This is a genomic window from Streptomyces sp. NBC_00872 (assembly GCF_045161915.1).
In the GTDB taxonomy this organism is placed as follows: Bacteria; Actinomycetota; Actinomycetes; order Streptomycetales; family Streptomycetaceae; genus Streptomyces.
In genome coordinates, this window is record NZ_CP108806.1 from 399,441 (window position 1) to 424,810 (window position 25,370).

Annotated in this window: 7 protein-coding genes; 2 read left to right on the forward strand and 5 right to left on the reverse strand. The window is 68.8% G+C overall.

Annotation, left to right across the window (positions count from 1 at the left end):
• Nucleotides 1-251: 251 nt before the first annotated feature.
• Genes OG214_RS01810 through OG214_RS01825 form a run of 4 tightly spaced genes read right to left on the reverse strand, consistent with a single transcriptional unit; the run spans nt 252 to nt 9,993 of the window.
• Complete coding sequence (locus tag OG214_RS01810) at nt 252-3,335, reverse strand: pPIWI_RE module domain-containing protein (protein WP_405983502.1); 3,084 nt, start codon at nt 3,333-3,335, stop codon at nt 252-254.
• Nucleotides 3,336-3,366: 31 nt separating this feature from the next.
• The gene (locus tag OG214_RS01815) at nt 3,367-7,062 is read right to left on the reverse strand and encodes a hypothetical protein (protein ID WP_405983503.1); all 3,696 of its coding nucleotides are present in this window, start codon (nt 7,060-7,062) and stop codon (nt 3,367-3,369) included.
• Complete coding sequence (locus tag OG214_RS01820) at nt 7,055-8,254, reverse strand: hypothetical protein (protein ID WP_405983504.1); 1,200 nt, start codon at nt 8,252-8,254, stop codon at nt 7,055-7,057. Before OG214_RS01820 ends, OG214_RS01815 begins: the two co-directional genes overlap by 8 nt.
• A 56-nt stretch (nt 8,255-8,310) precedes the next feature.
• Entirely contained in the window at nt 8,311-9,993 is a 1,683-nt protein-coding gene (locus OG214_RS01825) for a PD-(D/E)XK nuclease family protein (RefSeq protein WP_405983505.1), read from the reverse strand.
• 130 nt (nt 9,994-10,123) lie between these two features.
• Here OG214_RS01825 and OG214_RS01830 point away from each other — a divergent pair, with 130 nt between their 5' ends.
• Entirely contained in the window at nt 10,124-11,668 is a 1,545-nt protein-coding gene (locus OG214_RS01830; protein WP_405983506.1) for a serine/threonine-protein kinase, read from the forward strand.
• A 30-nt stretch (nt 11,669-11,698) separates the two neighbouring features.
• Here OG214_RS01830 and OG214_RS01835 read toward each other — a convergent pair whose 3' ends face one another.
• Nucleotides 11,699-13,702, reverse strand: a complete 2,004-nt coding sequence (locus OG214_RS01835) for a class I SAM-dependent DNA methyltransferase (RefSeq protein ID WP_405983507.1) — start codon at nt 13,700-13,702, stop codon at nt 11,699-11,701.
• 1,086 nt (nt 13,703-14,788) lie between these two features.
• On the opposite strand from OG214_RS01835, the gene OG214_RS01840 reads away from it, so the two are divergent.
• Nucleotides 14,789-25,369 carry a LamG-like jellyroll fold domain-containing protein gene (locus OG214_RS01840; RefSeq protein WP_405983508.1) on the forward strand — a complete coding sequence of 3,527 codons (10,581 nt, stop codon included), beginning with the start codon at nt 14,789-14,791 and terminating at the stop codon, nt 25,367-25,369.
• Nucleotide 25,370: the final 1 nt, after the last annotated feature.

Genomic DNA, 25,370 nt, shown 5'->3' on the forward strand with positions numbered 1-25,370 from the left:
CCGGCGGCCCGGGCGCGCTCCATGGCCTGCAGTGCGGGTATCGACACCCGTCCCCACCCCCGCTCCTGACTCGGTGCCGAGCCCCGCGGCAACACGGATCACCCTACCCAGCAAAATCTGGTCTGTGAGGGCGGATACTGCGTGAGCGTGGCCGCGGCCCTGGGCGCGGCGGCCACCGGCCGTATGGCACAGCGACTGAACGGTCATGATCGGTGATGGCTACCCACCGTCACCACCGAATACGGCCAGACCTACATTTCGAACAGTTGCAGCTGCCCTTCAGTGTCGACGTCGAGTGCCTCCAACTCCAAGTTCGGCACAGGCTGTTCCACCGGCGATGCGTCCTGCGCGTCATCCAAATCGTCTGAAGCGCCGGATTGGACCGCGGCCCCTGCGTCTCCCGTTTCCGCCTCGTCGTCCTTCGGTGTCGGCAGTACGTACTCCTGTGCCAGGCCGGCCAGGTGAAGTGGCAGGGGCAGGGCAAGGGCCTGGTCGTAGTCCGAGGGCTGGCGCAGAATATGGGTGAGGAGCGCGAGGGACCTCGGGTCGTCGCCGTCGTCCCGATGGCAACCGACGACGGCGATCTCCAGCAGCCCCGGCATCCAGGCCGCCTGGCCGGTGTCGATGGTGGGTTCACCCTTGCGCTTGCCCTGGGCGATCGGCCGGGGCGAGAGCTTGTCGGCGGTCACCGCCGCGTGCTTGAACTGCACGGGCTTGGCCGTCGTACTGAAGAACACGCGGCCGTCTTCAGCGGCATCCTCTGGCACCCACAAGCCCTGCTGGATGCCGTTCGCCTTGCCCTCCGGGGCTCTCCCCCACCACTGAGGAGTCTCGTTCCGGGCGCCTGCGCGGACCCGGACCATCCGCAGGTCGGGGTCGAGGCGACGAGCGGGAGCGAGGCCGTCCTGCAGGCGATCCCGTTCAATCCGGCCGTCCTGGAGCCAGGTCCAGTGCGAGCGGGCGTTGTGGGCCTCGGCGAACAGGACGGTTGGTGCAGTGCGCAGGGAGGCACGCAGACCCTGAAGCCACTCGGCGGCCTCACGGCGCTGCCGTTCGCGTCCTTGGTAGCGTTTCGGGCGCTCGGTCCCACTTTCCGTCTGCACCTCCGAGGTGTCGGCCTCGTCGACCCGTGAGCCGCGCTGGCTGGGCAGAACGGTCTTTACCTCAGCTTTTGTGGTCAGCCTCAGCAGGAGTTCGGGGTAGGGGACCCAGGCGCCTGCACCGGAGCGTGCCTCGGGGTCCCAGCCTTCGACACGGGCCGCGTCGGTGCCGGCCGGATCGGGGGTGATCATGACGCCGACCGGGAGGTACGCGGCCCAGCGATTCCGGGTCGTACGGTTCTTACGGACCATCCACAGTGCGGCATGCCGCAGTCCGTCGGGCAGTCCATCGTGCTCAGCAAGCCGGGGGAGGGTGCGCGCGCCGAGCTGCCGCAGGCCGTCGTTCCAGGCACTTAGCGTGCGGTGCCGCAGGCTGGACGCTGTTTCCGCGCCCTTGCCGTTCTCGTCGCCTGCTTCGGGCACCGTGGTGAACTGTGTGACGAAGCCTGCCTTGGCACAGCCGATTCGCATGGCGAACTTCGGGTCGTGCAGTCTGCTTGGATATGACGCGACGCGGCCGATCTCTACAAGGGCGAGGGCAGGCGCTTCGGTAGTGCGTTCCGCAGCCAGCCACTGTGCGGCGCTGTCGCGGCGGGCCACTGTCGCGGCGGTCACCTGGACGTCCTTGATATGGGTGCCGGTGGGCAGGTCGAGCGGGGCAAGGAGGCTGTCGGCAGTACGGTCACTGAGCGCGACGAGCGGGCGCATGCAGCGGACCCGCACGGTCAGCTCCGGAGCGGACCACTCGTGCACGACCGGCGCGCCGGCCGTGGCGTCGTCGTACTGCTGTGCGGTGAAGGACCCGCCGTCGCCCTTGAAGCCCAGAAGCTCGCCGAGGGAGGCCAAAACGGCGTCGCGAAGCCGCGGCGACTGCCACAGCAGCCGTGCCTCAAGCACGGGAGCGCCGCCCTGGCGCGCTACGCCGTCGAGAGCGTCCAGCGCGTAGGCCGTCGCCAGCCGGCGCTGAGCGCACCGTTCCGCTTCGACCGTCTCCTTGTCGCCCTTGGGGATGTTTGCGGGCGTGCCCCGGTCGACCAGCGCGAGGTCCGGGGCGCGGCGCAGTTCGGACGTGAGGGCGCCTTCCGCCCAGGCTGTGAGCTGCGAGAGCTGGTGTGCCATGAAGCCGGGGCCCACATCGTGCCGCCCCATAGCGGTGCGGTACAGAATGCCGGCTCGGGCATCGTCGCGCAGCCAGGACGCGGGATCGGTCAGGATCGCGTCGGGGTCCGGGAAGGGCTCGCCCAGGGGCAGCCCGGCGAGCATCGCTGCGGGGCCGCCCGCGCGCCACCGGTCGGCGAAGTCACCCTTCTCACCCATGTCCTTGTCCCAGTAGCGCTCCAGAGCGGCGACGGCGAACCGCTCGCTGCGGGGCGTGCCCGGCAGGAACGGCCTGCGCGGACGCAGCAGGACGGTGGTGCTCGCACCCCACGGGAGGCGCAAGCGGCCCGTCTTGGCGCTGGTACGAGTGGCCCAGCGGCGAACCGACCAGCGGAGGTTGAAGCGCGGCAGCGGGTCGAACGGCACGGTCTGGAGCGTGATCGACAGTGTCACCGACCACCAGGAGTCCTGCTTCTCGTCCGGCCCGGGGAACCGGATCGGCTCGGAGACGAGTTGGGCACCCTGGTCACGCGGTCCACGTGGCATGGCCCGGAAGATGAGCTGCCCACCGTCGTAAAGGTATGGGCCCAGGGCGAGGATCCGCCGGGCCAGCCAGTCGGGGCTGAGGCTGTACTGGTGCGGTGACGGACGTGCGGTGCCGCCATCGGTCGGGACATCACGCGGCAGGAGTTCATGGTGGACGGTCTCCCAGCGCGGCGGATGGGCGGCCAGTTCTGCGACGGTCTCCTTCAGCAGGCCGCGATACTCGAGCTCGGGCCGCAAGTCACGCAGCCAGTGCTTGAGCACGGTGTCCAGGACAGGGCCGGGGAGCGGGTCGGGGAGGTCGGCGGGCGCACACAGCCAGTGGGCCGACGCGCCCGCGTCACGGTCGTGGAAGGGGCGTGGCAGCGCGAGGACGTCGGGTGCAAAAGCCTGCAGGACCTGTTCCAGACGCCAGGTCGGTGCTGTCTTCCACGGCTCCTTGCCCGCCGCCACCCGGGGCGCGTTGCACAGAGTCAGAACGGCGTCCCGCCACTGCTCGGGGAAGGGCAGGACGCGGTAAGGCGCGGTGTGAGAGGCCAAGGCGTCGGCCGGACGCCAGGCCGTGGTACGGGCGGAGCGATAGACGGGTGGCATGGGACGGCTCCTCGCGAGCAGAGTCGGGAAGTCAGCGATGGGTCATCGTGCGCAGGGCGTTGTAGAACGGCTGGTACAGGAGACGGACCAGAGAGCGAGCAGACGGGTCGGGGTGGGGCGGGGCGGTGTCGGGCCCGTCCGTCAGGTATGGGTCGAGGATGCCGGCGAGGGCGTGGAGCAGGCCGTCGGTGCCCGGCACATCAGTCCCGGAAGACGGCTGACCAGTGCCGCCGGGCGCGAGCTGTCTCGCCAGGCGAGGCGAGAAGGCGGCATCGACGAACACCACCCGGGCGGGCACTCCGCCGCGCACCAGACGGCCGATGACCTGCCAGAGCGTGACGAGTTGGTCCCACGCGAAGGCGCGCTTCTCCCAAGCCGGCAGTGAACTGTAGGCATACCTGCGGTTGAGCAGCCGACGCCATTCGCGGCGGCCCTGCTGGCGCAGGACTCCGGCCGCCTCGTCCAGCGATCCCGCTTTCTCCATGAGTTCGGTGAGCGTGTGCGGGCCGTCGAGACTGTCGCGGCGCGGCTGGTCGCGCAGCATGCCGCTCAGCCAATCGTTGACCGCGAAAACGGACAGGTCAAGGTCGTCAGGGCGGGGGTGAGGGCGGACCAGGAACAAAGCCGTGCCGAAGGCCGCTTGCCCCTCCTCGTTGAGGATGTTGTGGCCCCGCTCGACGGCCAGCAGTGGAGCGACCAGGACTTCTGCGGTGTCATCGTCGGCGAAGCGTGCGACGTCGCCACGCCGTAGCGTCGCCGGAGTCTCGTCCCACTGCCCCGGGGCGGTGGCCGGTCCGTCGCTGCCGCGGGCCTCGTCATCCGGGATCAGCGCACTCACCTTGCCACGCCAGGCGTCGAACCGGTGCAGTGCCTCGGCCACCGCAGCGGCTTCCCGGTAACTGCCCACAAGGATCAGCGCTCTCCGCCGCGTCGTCTCAGGGATACGGCTGATCTCCTGGCCCAGCACCGAAGTACCACCCGGGCCCGGTTCGCCGAGCCGCCGGGCCATCGCGACCGCCTGGGCGAGCCGGTCACGCGGCGGTGTGCCGGAGAGGCTCATTGGGCGTTCGTCCCGGTCGTAGAGGAAACGGGTGGCGAACGAGGTTCGGGCCACCGCAGCCAGGGACACGTCGGTGGGCTTGAGGACGAGGCTCACCGGGACGCGGACATGGGCGCGGCTGGACTCGCCAGCCCAGCTGGTACCGGACATCAACACGACGTGCGGGCCGCCACGACCAGTGGCCGGGTCGGCGCCGAGGCTGTTCAGGTTCAGCAGCAGCTCGCGCCCGACTCCGGCACACCGGAAGAAGCGCAGGGTGCCGCCGCGGCGGCCGGCGTCGTCGCGTTCCTCTCCGTCCGGGAGGTACTGGTAGCCGAGGATGTTGCCCATGGGCGCCTCGGGAACCAGCGGGGCGTAGTCCAAGGGGACTCGCCGGGCCAGCTCCCTGCCCTGGGAGTCCAGTCGCAGGGCGGCCTCCACGTGCGGCCATAGGAAGGTGAGTCGCTCCAGCCTGTGGTGGAGGGTGCTGAGCAGCAGGAGAAAGGAGAGCCGCAGGCACAGGACGTCCCACCAGTCCTTCGTCGGCTCGGGCGGGGGCGTGGCGGATGCGGGCTGTTCGGCCCGTACTTCCTCCGTCACCCGGTCGACGAGCTGACCGGCCAGCTCACGCACCCGATCCCTCGTGCGGCCCGCTGCCATGTGGTGCAGGAGGGCGTCGGCCGTGTCGGTGAGGACGCCGGTGAGCGGGTCGGGGGCGTCGCCTTCTCCGAACGGATCGTCGCGGAAGGCATCCCAGGCTGCCTCGAGCAGGCGGCGGACCGGGGAGAGCGCGAGGTGCGGGGAGGGGCCCGGCTCGTCCGCCACGTCGTCATAGCCCTCGTAGAGTTCAGCGCTGTCCTCACCCATGTCGGCCGCGGCGGACGCCTCCCGTTCCACCTGGTACTGCTCGCCTTCGCGGTGGCGCCGGGTCACATCGCGGAACAGGTCGTCGAGCAGGCTCTGCTGGAGGGTCCACGGGCTGAAGTAGGCGGGATCAGCCCACTCCCGGAGGTTCTCGTCCTTGATCAGCAGAGCGCAGAGCGGATCGACGGCAAGGGTGACGGTTCCCAGTGCCCGGTTCCACTGGGCGACCTGGCCGTCGGTCAGCGGCAGGCGGGCGCGCCTGCTCAGCTCCTCGATCTTGTAACGGTTCAGCTGGTCGAGCCAGGAGTCGGTGTCGGGGCGAACCAGCGTGCCGGAGGGGGTGAAGAGGCGGTCCAGTGCCATCTGGACGCTGTCTGCCTCGTCCACGAAGATCAGGTCGCTGCGCAGACAGGCCAGTTCCAGCTGGCGCAGCCGCTCGTCGTTGAGTTGCACGGGCACCTGGCTCTGTACCAGGCTGGCCGGGTTGGCCACCCAGATCAGAGCGTCGACCTGCGCGCGGGCAGCCGCGTGGCGCGGGCATTCGCCCCACAGAGGGCAACCGTGCGGGCGACCGGGCAGGCGGTCAGGAGCGTGGGCCTGGCGGGGTGCGGTGTTCCTCCGGTCGGGAGTCCACTGCTCCAGGACGACCGATTCCGGTTCCGCTGGGCCGCGCTGTGGCTCGGGATGCAGCCGGGTGCATGGTGCGTCGCGGTATTCCAGCGGATCGCCGTCGACGCCGCGCAGACCGCTCACTGCGCAGGCGGTGCTCAGCAGGTCGAAGCCCGAGTCGTCGTGGTCGAGGAGGTTATCGAATCCTCGGGCGGAGAGCCGCCGGTGCAGCCGCTGGACGTGTTGCTCGCGTGTCGTGGTGCCGAGCACCGGCGCGACGGCGATGTCGAGTGCCTCGAAAAGACTGCACAGCCGTAGCTGTTCGGCGACGTCTCCGACGACGAGCGTGGTGCGCAGCGGAATCTCGCGCCGGGCGGCCCAGACTGCCACCAGAATCATGAACGTGCTCTTGCCGGCGCCGACCATGCCGGCCAGGTGCACCATGCCGGCCAGTTCGACCTCGTCGGCCTCGATGTAGTCCGTTCCCGGGGCATTGCGGGGCGCGAACCTGACCCCCTCCAGCCGCTGTTCCCAGTGACCGGGATGCGGGACCTCCGCCTCGCGCTCGGCCTCGTCCATCCACCGGGCCGTTACGCGCAGTTCGGCGCGGCACACGCTGAGGGGCTCGCCGCCCCCGGGCCGTCCTGCGGCAAGGTCGTGGCCGGGTGGGTTGGCGCGGACGAGTTCCTCGGGAATGGTAACCGAGGCGTTGCGGCGGCGTTCCTGGAAGGAACTCGTCCCTGCCGGGGCCGGTTTGAGGGCACGGGTGACCAGGTCCGGCAGCCGGCTGAGGGCCTGGTCGTAGACGTCCATCCGTCGCCCGGCCACCATCGGCACCACGGGTCGGGGACCGCCGGTGGTTCCGGCCGACGGCAGCTCGTAAGCCCGCAGCCTGTCGGAGACCGACCGGTAGGCGTCCAGCGCCTGCCGCCAGGCGCGCCGCCGCAACGGCCACAGGAGGTGCCGGGCGGCGGCCAGGGCCGTGCGCTGCCACGGATGCTGCGCCAGCCCGGCGTGTTGCGCAAACGGATAACCGCCAAACAGCGCATAGGCATCCACGGCATCCGCCGTAGGGGCAAGCCGTTCGAGCAGCCGCAGCCCCAGCTCGACGCGGCACAACTCGACCGGGCCGAACCCGTCCGGAGCACCGGCCTCGGGCCACTCGTCTCTCAACTCCCCCGCTACCGCCTCGCACCAGGCTTTCTCGTCACGCATCTGTGCCCTCCTGGCTGTAGGCGCGGGTGCCACGGCGCGACTCGGCCAGCCGCTGCCGGGCAGCCCGGATCAATTCGTCGTCGGTGAGCAGGCGTACGGCAGCGGCCGCCGCGGGCCGGGCTCGCTGAAACGCCTGCTGATAGCCGGGGCGCTCGCGCACTCGGTATATAGGCACCACATAGAACGCCTCGTCGTACGAAGGCTCGGGCCGCACGGGGCGGGCGGCCCGGCCGAGGAAGGCCGGATGAGCCCAGTCCTTGACGTCGACGGCCCAGCGGTGGCCGTCGGGGAAGACCACCAGCACGTCGTAGGCGTCGAAGCCGGGCCACATGGTGACGTCGAGGCCCAGACCGGTGAGCCGGTCCTCCAATTCCACCTCAGCCAGTCCCGGCCCGGTGACGTGTCGGCGCAGCGGGCGCTCCAGCTGGTATAAAGTGCCGGCGTGAGCCGCCTCGATCAGACGGCCGACCGGCGGGTCTCCCTGCCGTCGGCAGCGATCCCGCTCACACCACCACTCTCCGCCCGCAATCGGCGTCAACAGTGTTCCGCAGCGGCCGCACACCGCATAGCAACCGTCCCGGCTCCAGGAACGAGGGACCTCCGGGTAGATCAGGTCGATGAGCTCCCAGACCGGCTCCAGCGTGAAGTCGCCGTGCAGGGCAAAGAGTTCCTGGGCCGTCAGCACTGGCCGCCGCACCAACAGGCTGCGGAACTCGGTGTATGCGTCCTCCTCTCCGTGGCTGCGGCAGCGGTCCAGAGCGGTCCGCATTACCTGCTGATCGCGATGCCGCACAGCCGGGTCGAACGCCGAACGTTCCCATTCGCTCCACTCATGGCACAACTGGGTGGGGCGATGCGAGTACGGGTCGAGCAAAACATCGTCCGGGCCGACAGCGTCCGACGGCAGCGAAAGCGGCCAGTCCTCCAACGGGATGTCGGCACACCGCTGGACGAGTTCGGCGAGTGAGGCGGGGGGTCGGAGTCCGCCGCGGAGCCAGGCAACGACCGTCCGGTCCAGGGCGAGTTGGACGACGGGAGGGTACGGAAGACGGAAGGCGTCCAACCCAGTGGTGTGGTCCAGGACACACAGGGCCCGCGCCACGGTGGCCAGCAGCGGCACGCCGTCATGGGCCGCCCAGGCATCGAGTGTCTTGGTGTGCGAATCGAAGGTGGCAAGGGGACTCGCGGGCACGGTTTCCACTCCAGGTGGTGCGACGAGCGACATGACGGAGACAAAGGGAACTTCCCTCAACCTGCGGCAGCCACGCGCTCTTTACCAGTGGCACACCAGGACAGTGCCTCACAGCCCGTGCAGTCGTAACCGGGTCGGGGCACCGCGTCGTAGCGGGTCTCGGCGGACCAAGGCACGGTGTACGAGGCAAGGACGGTACGGGCGTGCTCGACCGTGGCCTCATCGCCCGGGTCGAACTCCTCAAGTGACACCCCGTCCGGGCGCAGAATCTCCAGTTCCACGCGGGACCGTCGCGAATCGCCGCCGAGCACGCCGGCCGCCAGAAGCAGTACCGAGAGGGCGAGCTGTGGATGCTTCTCCAGCAGAACGGACCGGCCGCCCGGTGGAAACGCGCTGGTCTTGGTCTCGCGAACGACTACGCCACCGCGTTCCTCGTAGACCAGGTCGCACGAGGCGATGACCATGACGTCGGACTGCGGGTCGTGGGCCATCACTCGATGCTGCGGGCGGAACCGCTTCGTTGCCGGATTGTCGAGCGGGCACCTGGCCCGGTGGGCCCGGAGCATGCCTAGGGCAGGGGTCAGCTCCTCGTCCGTGAGGCCGGGCAGGTGTGCGGGCAGAGGCACCTCGTGGCACGGCGGGGCGTCCGCCGAGGCGTGACGGGCGTTGAGCCAGCTGTCGACGGCCCGGCCTCTGCGCACGGCCTCGTTCTCCGGAACGGAGTTCGGCAGCTTGAGTACGCGGGTCAGGTGGTAACGGGCGGGGCAGTCGCGGTGTGCTCTCAGGTCGCTGACCGATACCGTGCGCCGCTTGCGAGGCCGCGTGGGAGGTGGGAGCACGAGGAGAGCGGGAACCCGCGGTACGACGGAGCACTCGGGTAAGACCTTGCAATCCGCGCAGTGGGCACCGGCGATGCGTTCGCGGCCGTCGAGGACACGGCCGAGCCGGGGCACGACGTGCTGCTCGTGCAAGTCCATGATCTCTTCAGCGGTCCAGTCCGCGAGGACGTCGGTCTCCGTTGTGCGCAGAAGACGGACCCGGCCTTCGGCGAGGCCGGCGGAGTAGACCCGGACACGTTCTGGCCGCGGTGGTGGCGCCGGGTGTCTGAGGGCTGGGGAGTGGTGCTCGAAGGAAGGGATGCGGGCCGGAGTGCCGTAGTACAGGACAGAGGCGGCAGCGGCGAGTTCGGGCAGTGGGAGGCGCTCCTTGGCATTTCCCTTGGCGGGAATCACGAGTTCACGCAGTCTTGCGTCGTCCGAGACGTACTGCCTCCCCCAGACAGTGCGCTCGTAGTCGGTGATGCCGCGCTTGTCGGGTTCATCGAGCGTGCGGAACGCGATCCATTCGTCCGGGGCGCGGAACGTGCGGGGGAGGTCGACGCCGTTGCGGCTTTCCTGGTCCCTGCGCCAGGCATCGAGGTAACGCTCGGCGGCCGCCACCGACCAGGTCACGTGCTGCGGCAGGCACCGGGACCGCGTCGGGCGACACCGTTCCAGGGCCTCTTCGATGCTCTGCGCCGCGCTGGACTCCATTTGGTCGAGCAGTTCCTGCACAAGGGCGAACGGAAACTCCTCGCGTGGGGTCTTGGACGGAACCCGTTTCGCAGCGAACACGTCGCGACGGACACTGAGAGCACGGTTCATCGGACAACCGGTCTCCTCGTCGCGCAGATGGCGAACCGGAATGCGGGCCAGACGCCCGACGCCGACCGTACCGGGAGGGTTGACCCAGAGCTGCACGGTGCGGACTCCTTGCGGTCTCGACAGTGAGAGCATCACCGTGACAGAGCTCTGTGAACAAAGTCAAGGCACGTAGGAATCTCCTGTAGCTTGATGCCTGACGGTTCGCCAGGAGAGGCAGGGAGTGTGCGTGGTGGAGCCATGGCCGGCGGGGAAGAAGCTCGCGGGCAGATTCAGCCGCGCCGGAGAAGGCGCCTGGGGTGGCATGGGGGTCGTTTACCGGGCGACCGACGACAGGCACGTCGGGCGGGCGGCCGCAGTGAAGTTCCTTTGGCCTCGAGATCCGGAGGCCGCCCTGCGCGGGTACCGGACTCCCACCCCACAAGAGCTACGGCGTTTCGACCGCGAGTGCGAGATGCACCAACGCTTCGGTGGCCAGGGCGTGCCAGCCTTCGTCCACGCTGATCTCTCCCCGCTGCGCCCATACCTCGTCACCGAGTACGTCGACGGCGATGACCTACATGCTTTTCTCACTCGGAACAGACCCACCCTGTCAGCCGCGGCGTGTGTGATCGTCCCGCTGCTGGAAGTGCTCGGGCGGGTGCATGGCGCGGGCGTGGTGCACCGAGACGTCAAGCCAGCCAACATCCTGCTGGCCCGACGCGACGGCGGCGTATACCTAACCGACTTCGGCATCGCCCTGCCAAAAGATCCGGCGGCCACCCGATACACCAACGGCCGGACGCCCGGCACGATCGGCTATATGGCTCCGGAGATCCACCGCGGCGAACGCAACCCGGGCCCGGAGGCCGACCTCTACAGTGTCGCCTGCATCGCGTTCCAGATGGTGACCGGACGGCTGGTCTTCGAGGCTGGCCACTCCGACTACGACTTGGCCCGCCTGCACTGCGAGGAGCGGCCGCCGCTGCTCAGCGATGACGTCCCCGGTCTGCCGTCCGAGGTCGTGGACATCACGGACCGTATGCTCGCCAAGTCGCCCGCCGATCGACCGCCTCTGGAACTGGCGCTTGAGATCTGGCGGCCCCTGTTGCCCTCGCCGGGCGACCCCGCTCCACGCCCGGCCCTCGACCCGGACCCGACGCTGCCCCGTCGCGCCCCGGAGACCGCTGCGGCCCCGCTCTCGGAAGCATCGCCCATGGGTCCGCGCCGCCCTCGGGTGCATCGCCGACCCGTCGGCGGTCCCACCCGGTCCGCTCTCCGGAATCTGTGCGCCGAGGCCGAGATCGAAATCGAACGCGGCGAACCGGACAAGGCCGTCGACGAGCTGACCGCCATGGTGATGCGCGCCGAGCAGTGCCTTCCTGGGGCGGTCCGCGAGGTGCAGGGTGCGCGCCTCGTCGTGGCCCGTGCTCATCTGCTGCGTGGGGAGACCGCCTCCGCGGGCCGCATCTGCCGGGATGTCGCCAGGCGGCTCGCGGACGCATCGGCCGGCACGGATACCGGTGAACTGCGAGCACGGGCACGGCTCGTCGCGGTCCAGGTGATGACCGCAGAAAGGAGCCCGGTCCAGGCGGTGGCCGACACTTGGCTGGAGCTGGCCGAGGAACTCGCGTCCTGGCCCGGGCCAGGACCATCCCGCCAGACCGTGGAATTCTGCCGAGAAGTAGGAGTCGAAGTGAAGGAACTTGTTCTGGACGCGAGGCAAGGTGAAGTGTCCCCGGCGCTGCCCGAGGCAATCCGCAAGCTGCTGGATCGCCTGCCAGGGCCAGCTTGAGGAACTCCGCGGAAACCGGGGCCCCGCCCCTCACTCCTCCGTCAGCCTGCCCTGGGCCAGCAGTCCCGACAGCATGCCGGAGAGCACATCACCGTGCCTACCGAGGTCAGCCACCGCCTCCCGGAACCGGACAAGCCGACGGTAGACCTCCCCGATCCGCCGCTGCCGCGTCGCCGGCGCGCGCAGGACGCGCAGTCGGCGTACGTCGACTCGGGAGGAAGAGGAGGCACGGGTCCCTGCCCGCTGGTCGTTGCCTGGCGCGCTCAGACACGCGGCGAGGAAGAACGGGTCGAGCAGTGCAGGGTCGGTCCGCAGCCGGACGGTGTGGGCACCGAGCAGTCGCGGTCCCGCCGTCTCGACCCAGACGTCGAATCCGCCGGCCGCGGTCACGACCACGACATCGCCGAAGGACGTCAGGACCCCCTGCCCCTCAGCCTCCAACTCGGCGGCGTGCGCTGCGGCAACCCAGGGTTCCTCACCCCGTACGGCCCATGGAGTGACGACGCGCAGAGCATCCTCGGCCGGCGCTCCCTGCTGGATCAAATCGTCGGCGACAACCTTGCCGGGCGTCACGTCCAGAGCACCGGAACGCTCCAGATCACCCACGAAGATGTAGCCGAAGTCGTCCGGCACTGCGGCACTCGCCTCGTGTTCGCGAACGGCCTTGGCCGCATCGCCCATGTCCATCAGCGCCTTGTCCCAGCCGGTCCAAGCGCGGCGCAGTTCCACCGGCCCCACGGACCGCTCGGTCACGGTACGGCGAGAGGGCGTCAGGTCGGTCTCGTCGTCGAGCAGTTCCGCGGTCGGCACCCGTGTGACGCCAGGTAGGTCACTGCCACGCAGGGCCGCCACGGTGCGCTCACGCAGACCGTCCCAGTCGATGGCCGTGCCGCGACCGGTGAGCGCGGTCGTCCGGCAGTCCGCAGCGTCGACAAAGGTCACCTCGTCCGCGGGGTGTTCACGGGGCGTCGCCAGCAGCCACAGGTGCAACCCCACCCCATGCGGCGGCGCGCTCCCGGGTGGCAGCGCAACTACGGCTCGCACGGCCCCGGTGCGCACCAACCCCGCCCGGATTCGCCGTCCGGCCCGGCGCGAAGCGACACCCGGTGGCAGGACCAGCACTGCGACTCCCCCGGGTTCCAGCACGGACAGGCAGTGCTGCACCCACGCCAGCTCAGGTTCGGTCCGTGGTGGCGTGCCGTACGTCCAGCGAGGATCGGTCGCCAGTTCGTCGTGTCCCCAGGAACGTTCGTTGGACGGTGGATAGCTCAGAACCATATCGGCGCGGGAGGCGTGCCACAGGGGGGCATCAAGCAGTGTGTCCCCAGACTGCACCTGTCGCTCACAGCCAGGGAACTCCAGAGCCAGCCTGACTCGGGTCAGGCGAGCGAGGGCGGCATCGTTGTCGACACCTGCCAGCACAGGCGGAGGTACCTGTCCCGACCACCGCCGACCGGACGCAGCCAGCAGCGAACCCATTCCGCACGCAGGGTCCAGCACCCGACGCACTGGCGCACTGCCCTCACGCAGTTCGTCCGCCAGGGCCACCATGGTGTCGGCCAGTTGGCGGGGACTGACGATCAACTGACGTACGTGGACAGCATGCCAACGATCCAGCAGCACGGCGAAGGCTTCCCTCGGCGACTGACGAAGGGCCAGCCTCACGACCTCGTCCGCTAGCCTCCGGTCGGCAGCATCGGGTTCCGAGGCTCCACGCGGCGGGTTCATCGCCGGGATCGCCAGGCGCTCCCCCGCCGAGGCCAGTAGATGGGCCATCCCGTCCCGGTCGCCGAGGTCCTCGATCCGCGGCCAGAGACGGTCCCAGCCACTGGAGGACTCGTCGATCTTGCCGTGCCGTAGAAGCCAGGACTCCGCATCCGCCAGGGAGAACAAAGGGCTGGCATCCGTGCCGCCGACCGGTTCCGGGAAGTCGCTGTGCCGCCGCCTCCAGTTGCTCACGGCGGCACGACCGACTCCGGCAAACCGCGCGATCCCTGCAAGGCTGAGCGTGACCAGTTCATCGTGCTGCTCCATGGTCTCTCGTTTCAGGGATGGTCCAGCTGGATACGGCGGGCAACGACGCACCTGAGGCACGGTGCAGCCGACGAGCGAAGCCTACGCGTTGACTCTGTCAATGTACTCAGGCCCAGGGCGCACGAGAGGCGTGCCCAGCAGCGAGCCGCACGCACCGCTGTCATTCTCGACGCCGTGCCCGCTCCGAAGCAGATGCCACAGCGGAAGGGCAGATGCCTGGATTCGGTGGACTTTCCGCCTGGACAGGTCATTGCGTGGATCCCCGGCCGCTCCGCCACCAAGCTGCTCGTGGCCTGGCACTCCGGGGGCTCACAGAATCCTCGTGCGGTTCGTTCCGGCCGTGCGCGCGCTGACCGCGCAGAAGGCATGACACCAGGTTCCCGGCTTCGGCTGGATGAACGGGGGCCCGGCAGCAGCACCCGCTGGCTGATCCTATAGCCGAGGCCACCGGGGACAGCCCCGTGGACAGCTTCGCCTCTGTCATCGCCACAGCCTTCGAGAACATCATCGCGGTCCCCTTAGCCGCCCGTTCAAGTATCGCCACGCACTCCACATGATGTGTCATCGGAAAGACGTCACCAAGAGCACGGGCAGGAAAACCACCAGGTCAGTCGCCTTGAAGGAGCGTCTACCCGGGCTCTCGGCCGTCTGGAGCGTCATTTGAGCGTCACGGCGTCCGGCCCTCAACTGGGCGGCTCGTGGTCAATCCCCTCATGCCGCACTGGACCATCCCCGGCAGTCTTCCTCGGCTCAGTGGACTGCCTCGTGAACCGGTCTTGCAGCCTCCGCCGTGCTGACGCCGTGCGTAACGGTCCTGCTGCCGCTCTCCCGCCCGGCTTCCGGAACAGCAGTCGGCGCCCGCCGTACGTGACTGGCCGGTGCCGCTGAGGATCGGGCAGCCACAGAAGGCGCCGACATCGGCCCTCCTGTTTTCCCTCGTCAGAATGGCTCGAACGCAAGGCAGATGACACATCGTGAAGATCTTGCGCCGAAACTGTGTACCGGTGTACAAAATTGACTCACTGATCATTTTCAGGGGGTCCTGTGTTTGCCGTGCGTCCACTGGTCGCTTCTATCGCGTTCCTGATGGTGGTGTTGGCGGGAACCGAGGGAGCGGCTCTGGCAGCGGGCGCGTGGGCGGACGGGCCCCGTATCGGCGCCGGTGACTCTCCCGCCCAGGGCTGGGGTTCGGCTGGTGGGCGTGCTCATCGGACGTCGGCGGCGGCTACGGACTCGGCGGCGGAGGGCGGGCGTGACGGAGCGCTGAAGGCACCGGGCGAACTGCCCCCGGAGACCAGGAGATCCGGTGAGGTGCTGGGCGGTGAGTCCGAGCCGCCGACCATGGGGCCGGTTGAGGCCGTAGAAGGTCCCGCCGTCGACGAGCCCCGGGGCTTCGACGCGGAGACCAGCCAAGAGGTCGTCGGCCGACGGGCCGAGCGGGCCCGTACGTTCCTCAATCAGGACGGTACGTACACGACGCGCTTCTACAACGAGCCTGTCAACTTTCTCAGAAGTGACGGAAAGTGGCGGGAGATCGATACGAGCCTAGTCCAGCCCCAAGGCGACGGTGCCCGGACGATGAGTGGTTCGGATGCGGCCTGGGAGCCGGTGTCGGCGGCTGAGGAGATCTCGTTCGCCGAGTACGCGGACGCCGCTCCGGTTGTGGAGCTCGGCCTGGGTGAGGGGCAGTCGGTCGGGTATGCGGTCGACGGCGCCGCCCGTGCCCGGGGTGCTGTCGACGGCAGCGTCATCACGTATCCGGAGGTCCGGCCGTCGGCTGATCTGGAGCTGATCGCCGGCAGTGACTCCGTGAAGGAGACGCTGATCCTCAAGGACGCGGACGCTCCGGCGCGTTGGCGGTTCCCGCTGGAGCTGGAGGGGCTCACCGCGCGCCTCGACACCCATGGCGGTGTGGTCTTCGTGGACAGCGAGGGTGAACGCCGGGCCTGGATGCCGCCCGGCTGGATGGAGGACTCCAAGCTCGCGGAGAACGCCAACGAGGGGGCGATTTCGTCGGGGGTCTCGTACCAGCTCTCGGAGGAGTCCGGGCGTCAGATCCTGACCGTGTCGCTGGACGAGGAGTGGCTGTCCGCGCCGGAGCGGGTCTATCCCGTCCATGTGGATCCGTCGGTGAAGTCGGTGGCCTCGACCTCGGGCACATACGTGGAGTCCCCGTACAACCAGAACTTCTCCAGCGATACGGCGCTGAAGGTGGGCACGTACGACGGGGGCGGCCACAAGGCGGCGGGCTTCCTGCGGTTCTCCGGTCTGGAGACCACGTTGAAGAACGCCTGGGTGCTCGGTGCCGACCTCGCCCTCTACAACACCTGGTCGCAGTCGTGCACCGCTCGGCCGGTGACCGTGCACCCGGTCACCTCGAACTGGGCGGAGACGACCACGACCAATTATCCCGGCCCGGCGACAGGAGCGTCGCTGGCGTCGAAGAGCTTCGCGCACGGCTGGCAGCCGTCGGGGGCCAGTTCCTGGACCTGCGGTCCGGCCTGGGAGAGCATCAAGCTCGGCTCGGCCGGCCGCACGCTGGTGGACGACTGGACCCATGGGCGCAAGAAGAACTACGGCCTCGCGGTGAAGGCGTCGACGTCGGACTCCAAGGGCTGGAAGCACTTCGGATCGGACGACTATCCCGGCGGCAAGCCCAGCCTCGACGTCACCTGGACGAAGTACGGAGCCGCCTACAAGGTCGGCGGTTTCGTGGCGCCTGTGACGGCGAGCGCCGAGGGTTCGATGAAGGTCACGGTCACCAATCAGGGCCAGGACACCTGGCCCGCGGGCGGTAACTTCAAGTTGCGCTACAACCTCTACAACGAGTCCGGTACGGAGATCACGGACTCGTCGAAGATCCGCTGGACTGCCATGCCCAGCGCCGTCTCCCCGGGCGAGAGCGTCACGTTCGAGGCGAAGATCGCCCCGCTGGCGCCCGCCACGTACAAGCTCATATGGACCATGGACGACGTCGGTGTCAGCCGCTTCACGAGCGCCGGTGTGCCCGGAGCCGGGATCGAGTTCTCCGCGGTGAACGTGCCGCCGCAGCTGACTCATGAGTCCCCGTCGGGCGGAGCGGTCCTCGACTCGCTGCGTCCGACCCTGTGGGCCCAGGGCAAGGACAGCGACGGCTTCCCGGGCGGCGCCCTCCAGTACACCTTCGAAGTGTGCGAGGTCAGCGGCAAGGACACCCGCAAGAACTGCCGGTCGGGTACACGTACTACGGCCAAGCAGTGGGCTGTGCCGTCGGGTTGGCTCTCCTGGGGGAAGACGTACGCCTGGTACGCGTATGTCTACGACGGCGCCGCCACCTCGGCCCGCCCCGGGCCCGCGTTCTTCACGACGCAGGTGCCGCAACCCGCCGTCACGGGGCGCCTCGGCGCGGACGACGGCCAGGAGTTCGGGTCCCGCGCGGCCAACTACTCCACCATGGCAACGGATGCGGCGATTCCCACCGTCGGCCCCGAACTGGCGGTGAACCGCACCTACAACTCGCTCGACCCAAGGCGCGACAACGCCTTCGGTATCGGCTGGACCACCAACTGGGACGTCCGGCTGAAGGAGGAACCGCAGACCGGCTCGGTGCTGATCACGCTGGGGGACGGGTCCCGGGTCCGGTTCGGCGTCAATCCCGACGGCTCCTACTCCGGCCCGTCGGGCGGTTCGCTGACACTGGCACGGGAAGCCGACGGGTGGGTGCTGCGCGACAGATCGGGCACGACGTACCGCTTCTCCTCCGCAGGGCTGCTCGGCTCCATCGTGGACGGAGCCGGACGTGTCCAGTCGTTGCGGTACGAGCAGGAGGACGGCGGGCCGCTGGAGTCCGTGACCGATGTCCTGTCCGGGCGGTCGCTCGGCTTCACCTGGTCCGACGGCCGTGTCGCGTCGGTGACGACGAATCCGGCCACGCTTGGCGGACCAGGGCTGACCTGGACGTACACCTACGACGGTGAGCGGCTCACCAAGGTGTGCCCGCCGGGATCCACGACGGAGTGCGCCCTCTACACGTATCAGGACGGTTCGCTCTACCGCAGCATGGTGATGGACGAGAATCCTCTCTCGTACTGGCGGCTCGGAGAGGATGAGGGACCGGCCGGCGCGAGTCAGACGCCCTCCGCGAGCGGCGGGAACGAGGCACTCTTCCGAGATGTGCTGCTCGCGCGACCCGGGGCGCTCACGGGTACGACCGACCGGGCCATGGGGTTCGACGGCACGGACTCCGTCGTCGAACTGCCCGAGGACACCCTGCGTACCTCGACGTTTCTCTCCGTCGAGCTGTGGTTCAAGACCTCCGGATCCGGTGTTCTCCTCGGCTTCCAGGACGGGCGGCTCGACGAGGGCAAGCCCGACGACTGGAATCCCGTGCTCGCGGTCGACGGTGCGGGGAAGCTGCGCGGCGAGTTCCTGGCGGGTCCGACGGCCACACCGATCACGACCTCGGTCTCCGTCGCCGACGACACATGGCACCATGTCGTGCTGACGGGCGCCGGGACGACCCAGACGATGTATCTCGACGGGGCCGTGGTCGGTACCCTCGTCGGACCGATCGACCACCGGGAGCGCTCCTACGCCTATCTGGGGTCCGGCTGGTCCAGCCCCGGCTGGGACGGGGTCGCCGCCGGTGTGCGCCCCTTCATCGGACAGCTGGACGATGTCGCCGTCTACCACCATCCGCTGGACCGGGCCACGGTCGCCGAGCACTACGCGGCCCGGACGGCGACAGGTCGCATCACCGAGGTCGTCAGCCCGTCCGGCCGTGTCCACGCGGAGGTCGCCTACGACCCGGCCACCGGACGTGTTGTCGAGACCACCGACGAGAACGGCGGTACGTGGCAGATATCCGCGCCCGCCTACTCCTCGGCGTCGTCCTCCTACGCGCGGGCGGTGACGGACTCGAACCCACTCGGCTACTGGCGGCTCGGCGAACGGACAGGGGCTTCCGCCGCGAGTGCGGTCGGCGAGGGAATGGACGGTTCGTACCTTGACGGCGTGCGGCTCGGCGGCGCGGGGCTCTTCGCCGACGGCGACGACACCTCGGTGACCTTCGACGGTGACGCGTCGCAAGGAGCGGTCGAGGTGCCTGTCGAGGCGCTGGGAACGACGACCACGCCCTCGGCGGAGATGTGGTTCAGGACCACGAAGCCCGGGGTTCTCCTCTCCATGCAGGACAAGGAACTGGGAGAGACTCCCTCGCAGTGGCGGCCCATACTGCTCGTCGATTCCGACGGCAAGCTCCGTGGCCGCTTCACGGGCGGTTCGGGGGTGGTGACGTCCAAGTCGGCCGTGACGGACGACCGGTGGCATCACGTCGTACTGACGACCTCTCAGGAACAGCAACTTCTGTACGTGGACGGTCAGTTGCAGGGAACGGCCGTCGCCGCGACGGACACTGTGCGGTGGCCTCGGGTGTATATCGGCGGCGGATACTCCTCGCCCCTGTGGGACGGTCAGCCCGGCGGTTACCGTAACTTCCGGGGACAGATCGACGAAGTCGCCCTCTACGACACCTCGCTGGTCCTTCCGCCGGCCGTCGGCGACACGAACACCTACCGTGAGAAGGAGATCTCCGGTCACTACCGGGCCAGGAGCGGTCTGGTCTCGGGCGACGGCGACGTCTACCGCGGAAGTGTCATCAGCGACGCCCCGGCCGCTTACTGGCGGCTCGACGAGACGGAGGGCACCAGGCTCGCCAGTGATATGGCGGCCTCGGACTCCGACGCGACCTTCCTCGAAGCGGCCGAGACCACCAGCGCACCCACCCAGCTCGGTGCGACAGGAGCCTTCGGTCCCGGCTCAGGAAGCTCCGTCCAGCTCGGTGGCCGGGGAGCGATCGAGTTCCCCGCGAAGGTGCTCGGCGGCACACCCGATCTCGCGGTGGAGATGTGGTTCAGGACGTCCTCGGCCGGTGTCCTCATGGGCGCGCAGAACAGCCCGCTCGGTACGACCGCCACCTCATGGCGTCCTGTGCTCAATATCGACCAGGCGGGCAGACTGCGCGGCGAGTTCTGGCTCTCCGGCGTCAGCGGCGCGACCCCCATCACCTCCTCGCAGGCAGTCACGGATGGTGACTGGCACCACGTCGTGCTCTCGGCCGCCGGTACGACACAGTCGCTCTATCTGGACGGCGTACTGATCGGCACCTTGAGCGGCACCCGCGTCGATCAGCGCACCACCCATGCCTATATCGGCGCCGGGTACGCGAGCCAGGGCTGGATGGGTGTGCCCGAGGGCACGTACTACTTCACCGGGCAGATCGACGAACCCGCCGTGTATCAGCACGCGCTGACCGAGGAGCAGGTGAGCAACCACTACGAGGCCCAGGCCCGGCCCGCGAACACGGCACTCGGCGCCACGGTCACCGTCACCGACCCGGCCGGACGGACCAGTTCCACGACGTACGACATGCTCCGTGGCCAGCGCCCGGTCGCACAGTCCGACGCCGAAGGAGGCGCGACCACATTCGCGTACGACGCCGGAGGCTTCCTCCACACGGTGACCGACCCCAACGGTCACTCCACCGTCACCGGCCATGACGAGCGCGGCAACGCGGTGTCGTCGACGACCTGCCGTGACAGCGATTCCTGCTGGACCTCGTTCACCGACTACTACCTGAATGCCGGAGACGATCTCGATCCGCGCAACGACAGACCCACGGCCGTGCGAGACGCTCGTTCGACCAGCGCCAAGGACGACCGGTACAAGACAGAGCTGGCGTACTCCGCTCTTGGACTGCCTCTCAGCACGAAACTGGCGGACGGTCGCCAGAGCACCGTGGCTTACACCGACGGCACCGAAGCGGCACTCGGTGGCGGAACGGTGCCCGCCGGGCTGACGAAGACGGATACGACCCCGGCCGGCGCGGTCACGTCCTACGGATACTTCGCCAACGGCGATCTGGCCCAGTCGGTCTCGCCCTCGGGCCTGACCACGAAGTTCACCTACGACGGGCTCGGCCGCAAGCTGACGGAGACCCAGATATCCGACGCCCACCCCGCCGGGATCACGTCGGCCTATGTCTACGACTCGCTGTCCCGGGTGATCTCCGAGACCGGTGTAGGGGTGAGGAACGAAATCACGGACGTCACGCACACCGCGAAGATCACCCTGACCTATGACGCGGACGGGAACACACTGACCGAGTCGGCGGAGGACACCACCGGCGGCGACACGAAGCGCACGACGACGTACCACTACGACGAGCACGGTCTGAATGACCGCGTCACCGACGCCGAAGGTGCCACGACACGCTTCGGCCATGACGCGATGGGACGCCTCGCCAGTGAGACGGACGCCCTGGACACGCGCCTGGAGTACACCTACACACCGCGCGGCCAACTGGCCGAGACCGTACTGAAGGACTGGACCGGTGACCCCTCCGGAGCCGTCCGCGATCTCGTACTCGAGTCCCATGCCTACGACCCGGCCGGACGGCCGGCCTCCAGCACGGACGCCATGGGAGCCACCACCACCTTCACGTACTACGACGACGGCCTGCCCGCTACGACCACGGCCAGGCAGGTCACCCAGGCAGACGGCACCGAGCGTGACATCGTCCTCGAGTCCAACGGGTACGACGGCGCGGGCCACGCGACCTCGCTGGTGACGGGTGGCGGAGCCACGACCGTGACCGCCCAGGTCGACGCGACGGGACGCGTCACCTCCACATCGCTCGATCCCACGGGTCTCAACCGCCGGACCACCTACGGCTACGACCGCGACGACCGTCTCACCGAGCAGACCGAAACCGTCGACGCCACGGGCAGGACACTCAGGACGACCGTGGAGTACGACACGGCGGGCAATCCGACGAAGGAGACCCTCACCGACGGCGTCACCACGCACATATCGACCAGCACCTTCGATCAGCGGGGCCTGGAGACCTCCAGCGTGGACCCGCGTGGCAACGCCCCCGGCGCCGACCCGGCGGCCCACACCACGACCTACCGTTATGACGTGCTGGGCCGTCTGATCGAGGAGGCCGGTCCATCCGTGGACGTGGCGGAGAACGGCGGTACGCCCGTCACAGGCCGGCCCACCACGCTGACCGGCTTCAACACCTTCGGTGAAGAGACCGAGAGCCGGGACGAACGGGGCGCGGTGACCCGTACCGCCCTCGACCGGGTCGGCCGGGCCACCTCGGTGACACTGCCCGACTACACTCCGCCGGGCGGCAGCGGGATCAGCGCGATGGAACACACCACCTATGACGCGCTCGGGCAGGTCATCGCCGAATCGGACGCACTGGGCCGCACCACCCGCTACGCGTACGACCAACTCGGCCAACTCGTCGAACAGACAGACCCGGCGGCGCAATCGCCGGCCTCCCAACTGCACGAGGAATCCCCACTCCTGTCAGACGGGTCCGTCTCACTCGACGGAGGCGGGATCACCCGGTACGCCTGGACGCCGACCGGTCTCCAGCTCTCGGTGACCGATCCGACCGGGGCCAGGGCGGAGGCCACCTACGACGAACTCGGCCGGCAGCTCACCGCGACGATGGTCGAGCGCTACCCGTCGCCGCAGAATCTGACGAGCCGTTACACCTGGGACGACGCGGGCAACCAGACAGCTTCCAGCACGCCCGGAGGCCGTGTCACGCGCGGCACGTTCAATGCCGCCGGTGAGCCCTTGACAGTGACCAACGCGGCCCAGGGAGTGACCAGATTCGCCTATGACGGCCTGGGCCGGACGACGGAGACCACCGACCCCACCGGCCGCAGGACCACGATGGCCTACGACGCCCTCGACAACGTCACCAGCATCGCCGACTACGGCACCGGCACCACCACACTGCGCACAACCAAGGCAGAGTTCGACGTCAACGGTGACCTTCTCGCCGCCGTCTCGGCCACTGGTGCGCGCACCACATACACCTACGACGCCCTGGGCCGTATGACCAGGCAGGCGGAGCCTGTCTCCGACGGCCGGTCGATCACGATGACCTTCGGCTACGACGCTGCGGGCAACCGCACACGGACGACTGACGGCCGCGGCAACACCACCACGTACACCTACACTCCTTGGGGGCTGCCGGAGTCGACCGTCGAGCCGGTGACGGCCGCGCACCCGGCCCTGGCCGACCGTACCTTCACCACCGTCTACGACGCGGCGGGCCAGGATGTGGCCGAGCTGCTGCCTGGCGGAGTCAGGCGGGAGCGGACCTACGACGCGCTGGGCCGTCTGACCAAGGAGACCGGCACAGGAGCGGAAGCGACCACCAGCACCCGTGCCTTCACCTACGACTTGGCAAACCGGATGATCTCCCAGGGCACCGACTCGGCCCTGGCCCAGGACACGTTCACCTACAACGACCGGGGCCTGCTGCTGACCGCACAGGGGCCGAGCGGTACGTCGGCGTACACGTACGACGCCGACGGCGACATGACCATGCGGACCAACGGGGGCTGGACGACCGAGTACGGCTACGACACCGCGGGCCGGATCGACTGGCTGTGGGACGAAACCACCGGCAACGACATCTGGTACGACTTCGACGCCGCCGGACGGCCGACAGCCGAGCAGTACGCCGTACTGCCGGAGGGTTCCACGGACTGGACCGCGTCCGCCCGCCGCACCTACGGCTACGACAGCCTGGGCCGGCTCACCAGCGACAGGATCACCGACCCCACCGGCGCCACCCAGACCGCGTCGACGGCCTACGGATACGACCTCGACGACCGGCTGACCAGCAAGTCCACCCAGGGCGTCGCCGGAGCCTCCGACAACACCTACGGATACGACCGGGCGGGCCGGCTGACCGCCTGGACGAACGGCCCGGCCACCACGTCCTACGAGTGGGACGACGCGGGCAACCGGACCGGGGCCGGGAACGCGGTCTCCACGTACGACGCACGCAACCGCCTGCTGACCGACGGCACTTCGACATACAGCTACACCGCTCGCGGCACCCTGTCCTCGGTGACCGCACCGGCCCAGGACACCCGCTCCGTGTCCTTCGACGCCTTCGAACGCAAAATCACCGACGGCGCCTCGACCTTCGCCTACGACTCACTCGACCGTGTACTCCGCAGCGGGCAGACACCCTTCACCTACGACGGCGGCTCCAACAACCTGGCCGACGACGGCACAGGCCGCTACTCCCGCACCCCTGACGGCACCCTGCTGGCCATCGCCAAGGGCACGACCAGACAGTGGGCCGTCACGGACCAGCACACCGACCTGGTCGCCGGGCTCTCACCGGACGGAACAACGGTGACCGGCTCGACGTCCTACGACCCCTTCGGCGAGCAGACCGCCTCGGCCGGCACGACGCCCGCCCTCGGCTACCAGTCCGGCTGGACGGATCCCGCCTCGGGCGACGTCAACATGGCCGCCCGCTGGTATCAGCCGGGAACGGGCACCTTCAACTCCCGCGACACCCTGCAGCCCGACTCCGGCCCGTCGGCGCAGGCCAACCTCTACCTCTACGGCAACGGCGACCCGCTCAACGGCATCGATCCCAGCGGCCACAGAAGCATCGCGCTGGGCGGCGTGCCACGAGGCGGCGTCGGTATGTCGTACTCGTATACAGGCAAGCCGTACACCACCGCCCGCGGAGCGAGCGGCAAGGCGAAGCCGAAGAGCGGCGGCAAGGCCAAGAAGGGCAACACCGTCAAGAGGAACACCACAGGCTCCTCGCGCACCAATAGTTCCCTCTCCCGCAATCAGGCCAGACGCGTCCAGCAGGACCTGCGCCGCCTGGAGGCGAGCCGCACCCCCAGCACGCGTCCGCCGAGCACCCGTGCCAGCGGCAGACCGCGCTCGTCCGGCGGCAGCCGCTGCACCTACAACTGCGGGGGCGGCGTACGCCACGCCACCACCCCCTCCAGACCGTCCGCGGGCACCCCGCGCGGCTCCACCCCGACCAAGCCCGTCCGCCCGCCAACCCCCCAGAACCCCAACCGCGGCCCCAAGCCCAAACCCGCCCCCGCCCGCCCGGCACCCAAGCCACAGGTCGACATCACTCGCATCCAGCAGCACACGCTGGACACGGCGGTCCGCCACGAGCAGCAGTCCACCCTCATCGAGATGATCACGTTCACCCCGAGTGCAGATTTCACACCGGATGACTTGCCCGATCCCTTTTTGAACGAAGCACGTAGTCCGGGTGGGGATTCCAGGAATCAAGAAGGATGCGACGACCAGGCCGGTGAGAACGTGACAGGCAACATCGTCTACCTGCCACGGGAGCGATTCCGGCCCGGAGGGAACGGGTGTCGCGCCACCGGGATAGTCGCTGCATTCTCCGGACGCGAGGATTTGATGGATGGAACCAAGACCGCGTGGAATTCTGATTGCGAAAGTGGAATGATCACGCCGCCCGACTACTGGACTCTTCCGTCTGGCCGCGGTCGAGCGCGCGGACACCTCGCAGGTTGCCAGTTCGGAGGCTCGGGTACGGATCTCCGAAATCTCGTGCCGCTGCATCGCGCAGCGAACAGTCCGAGCATGAGCAAGATCGAGAATAGGATCGCAAGCGAGATCCGGGGAGGGCAAGCTGTGCACTACGAGGTAACGCCCGTCTACCCCGGTAGACCCTCGGGGGTACCCAGTCTGATACATATCGAAGCTCGCGGCGACGAGGGGATGGACGTGGACTGTCACATCATGAATCAGGCGGTACCTGCTGAGCCGGTTTGCTCCTCGGAGAAATACAGAAGGTGAC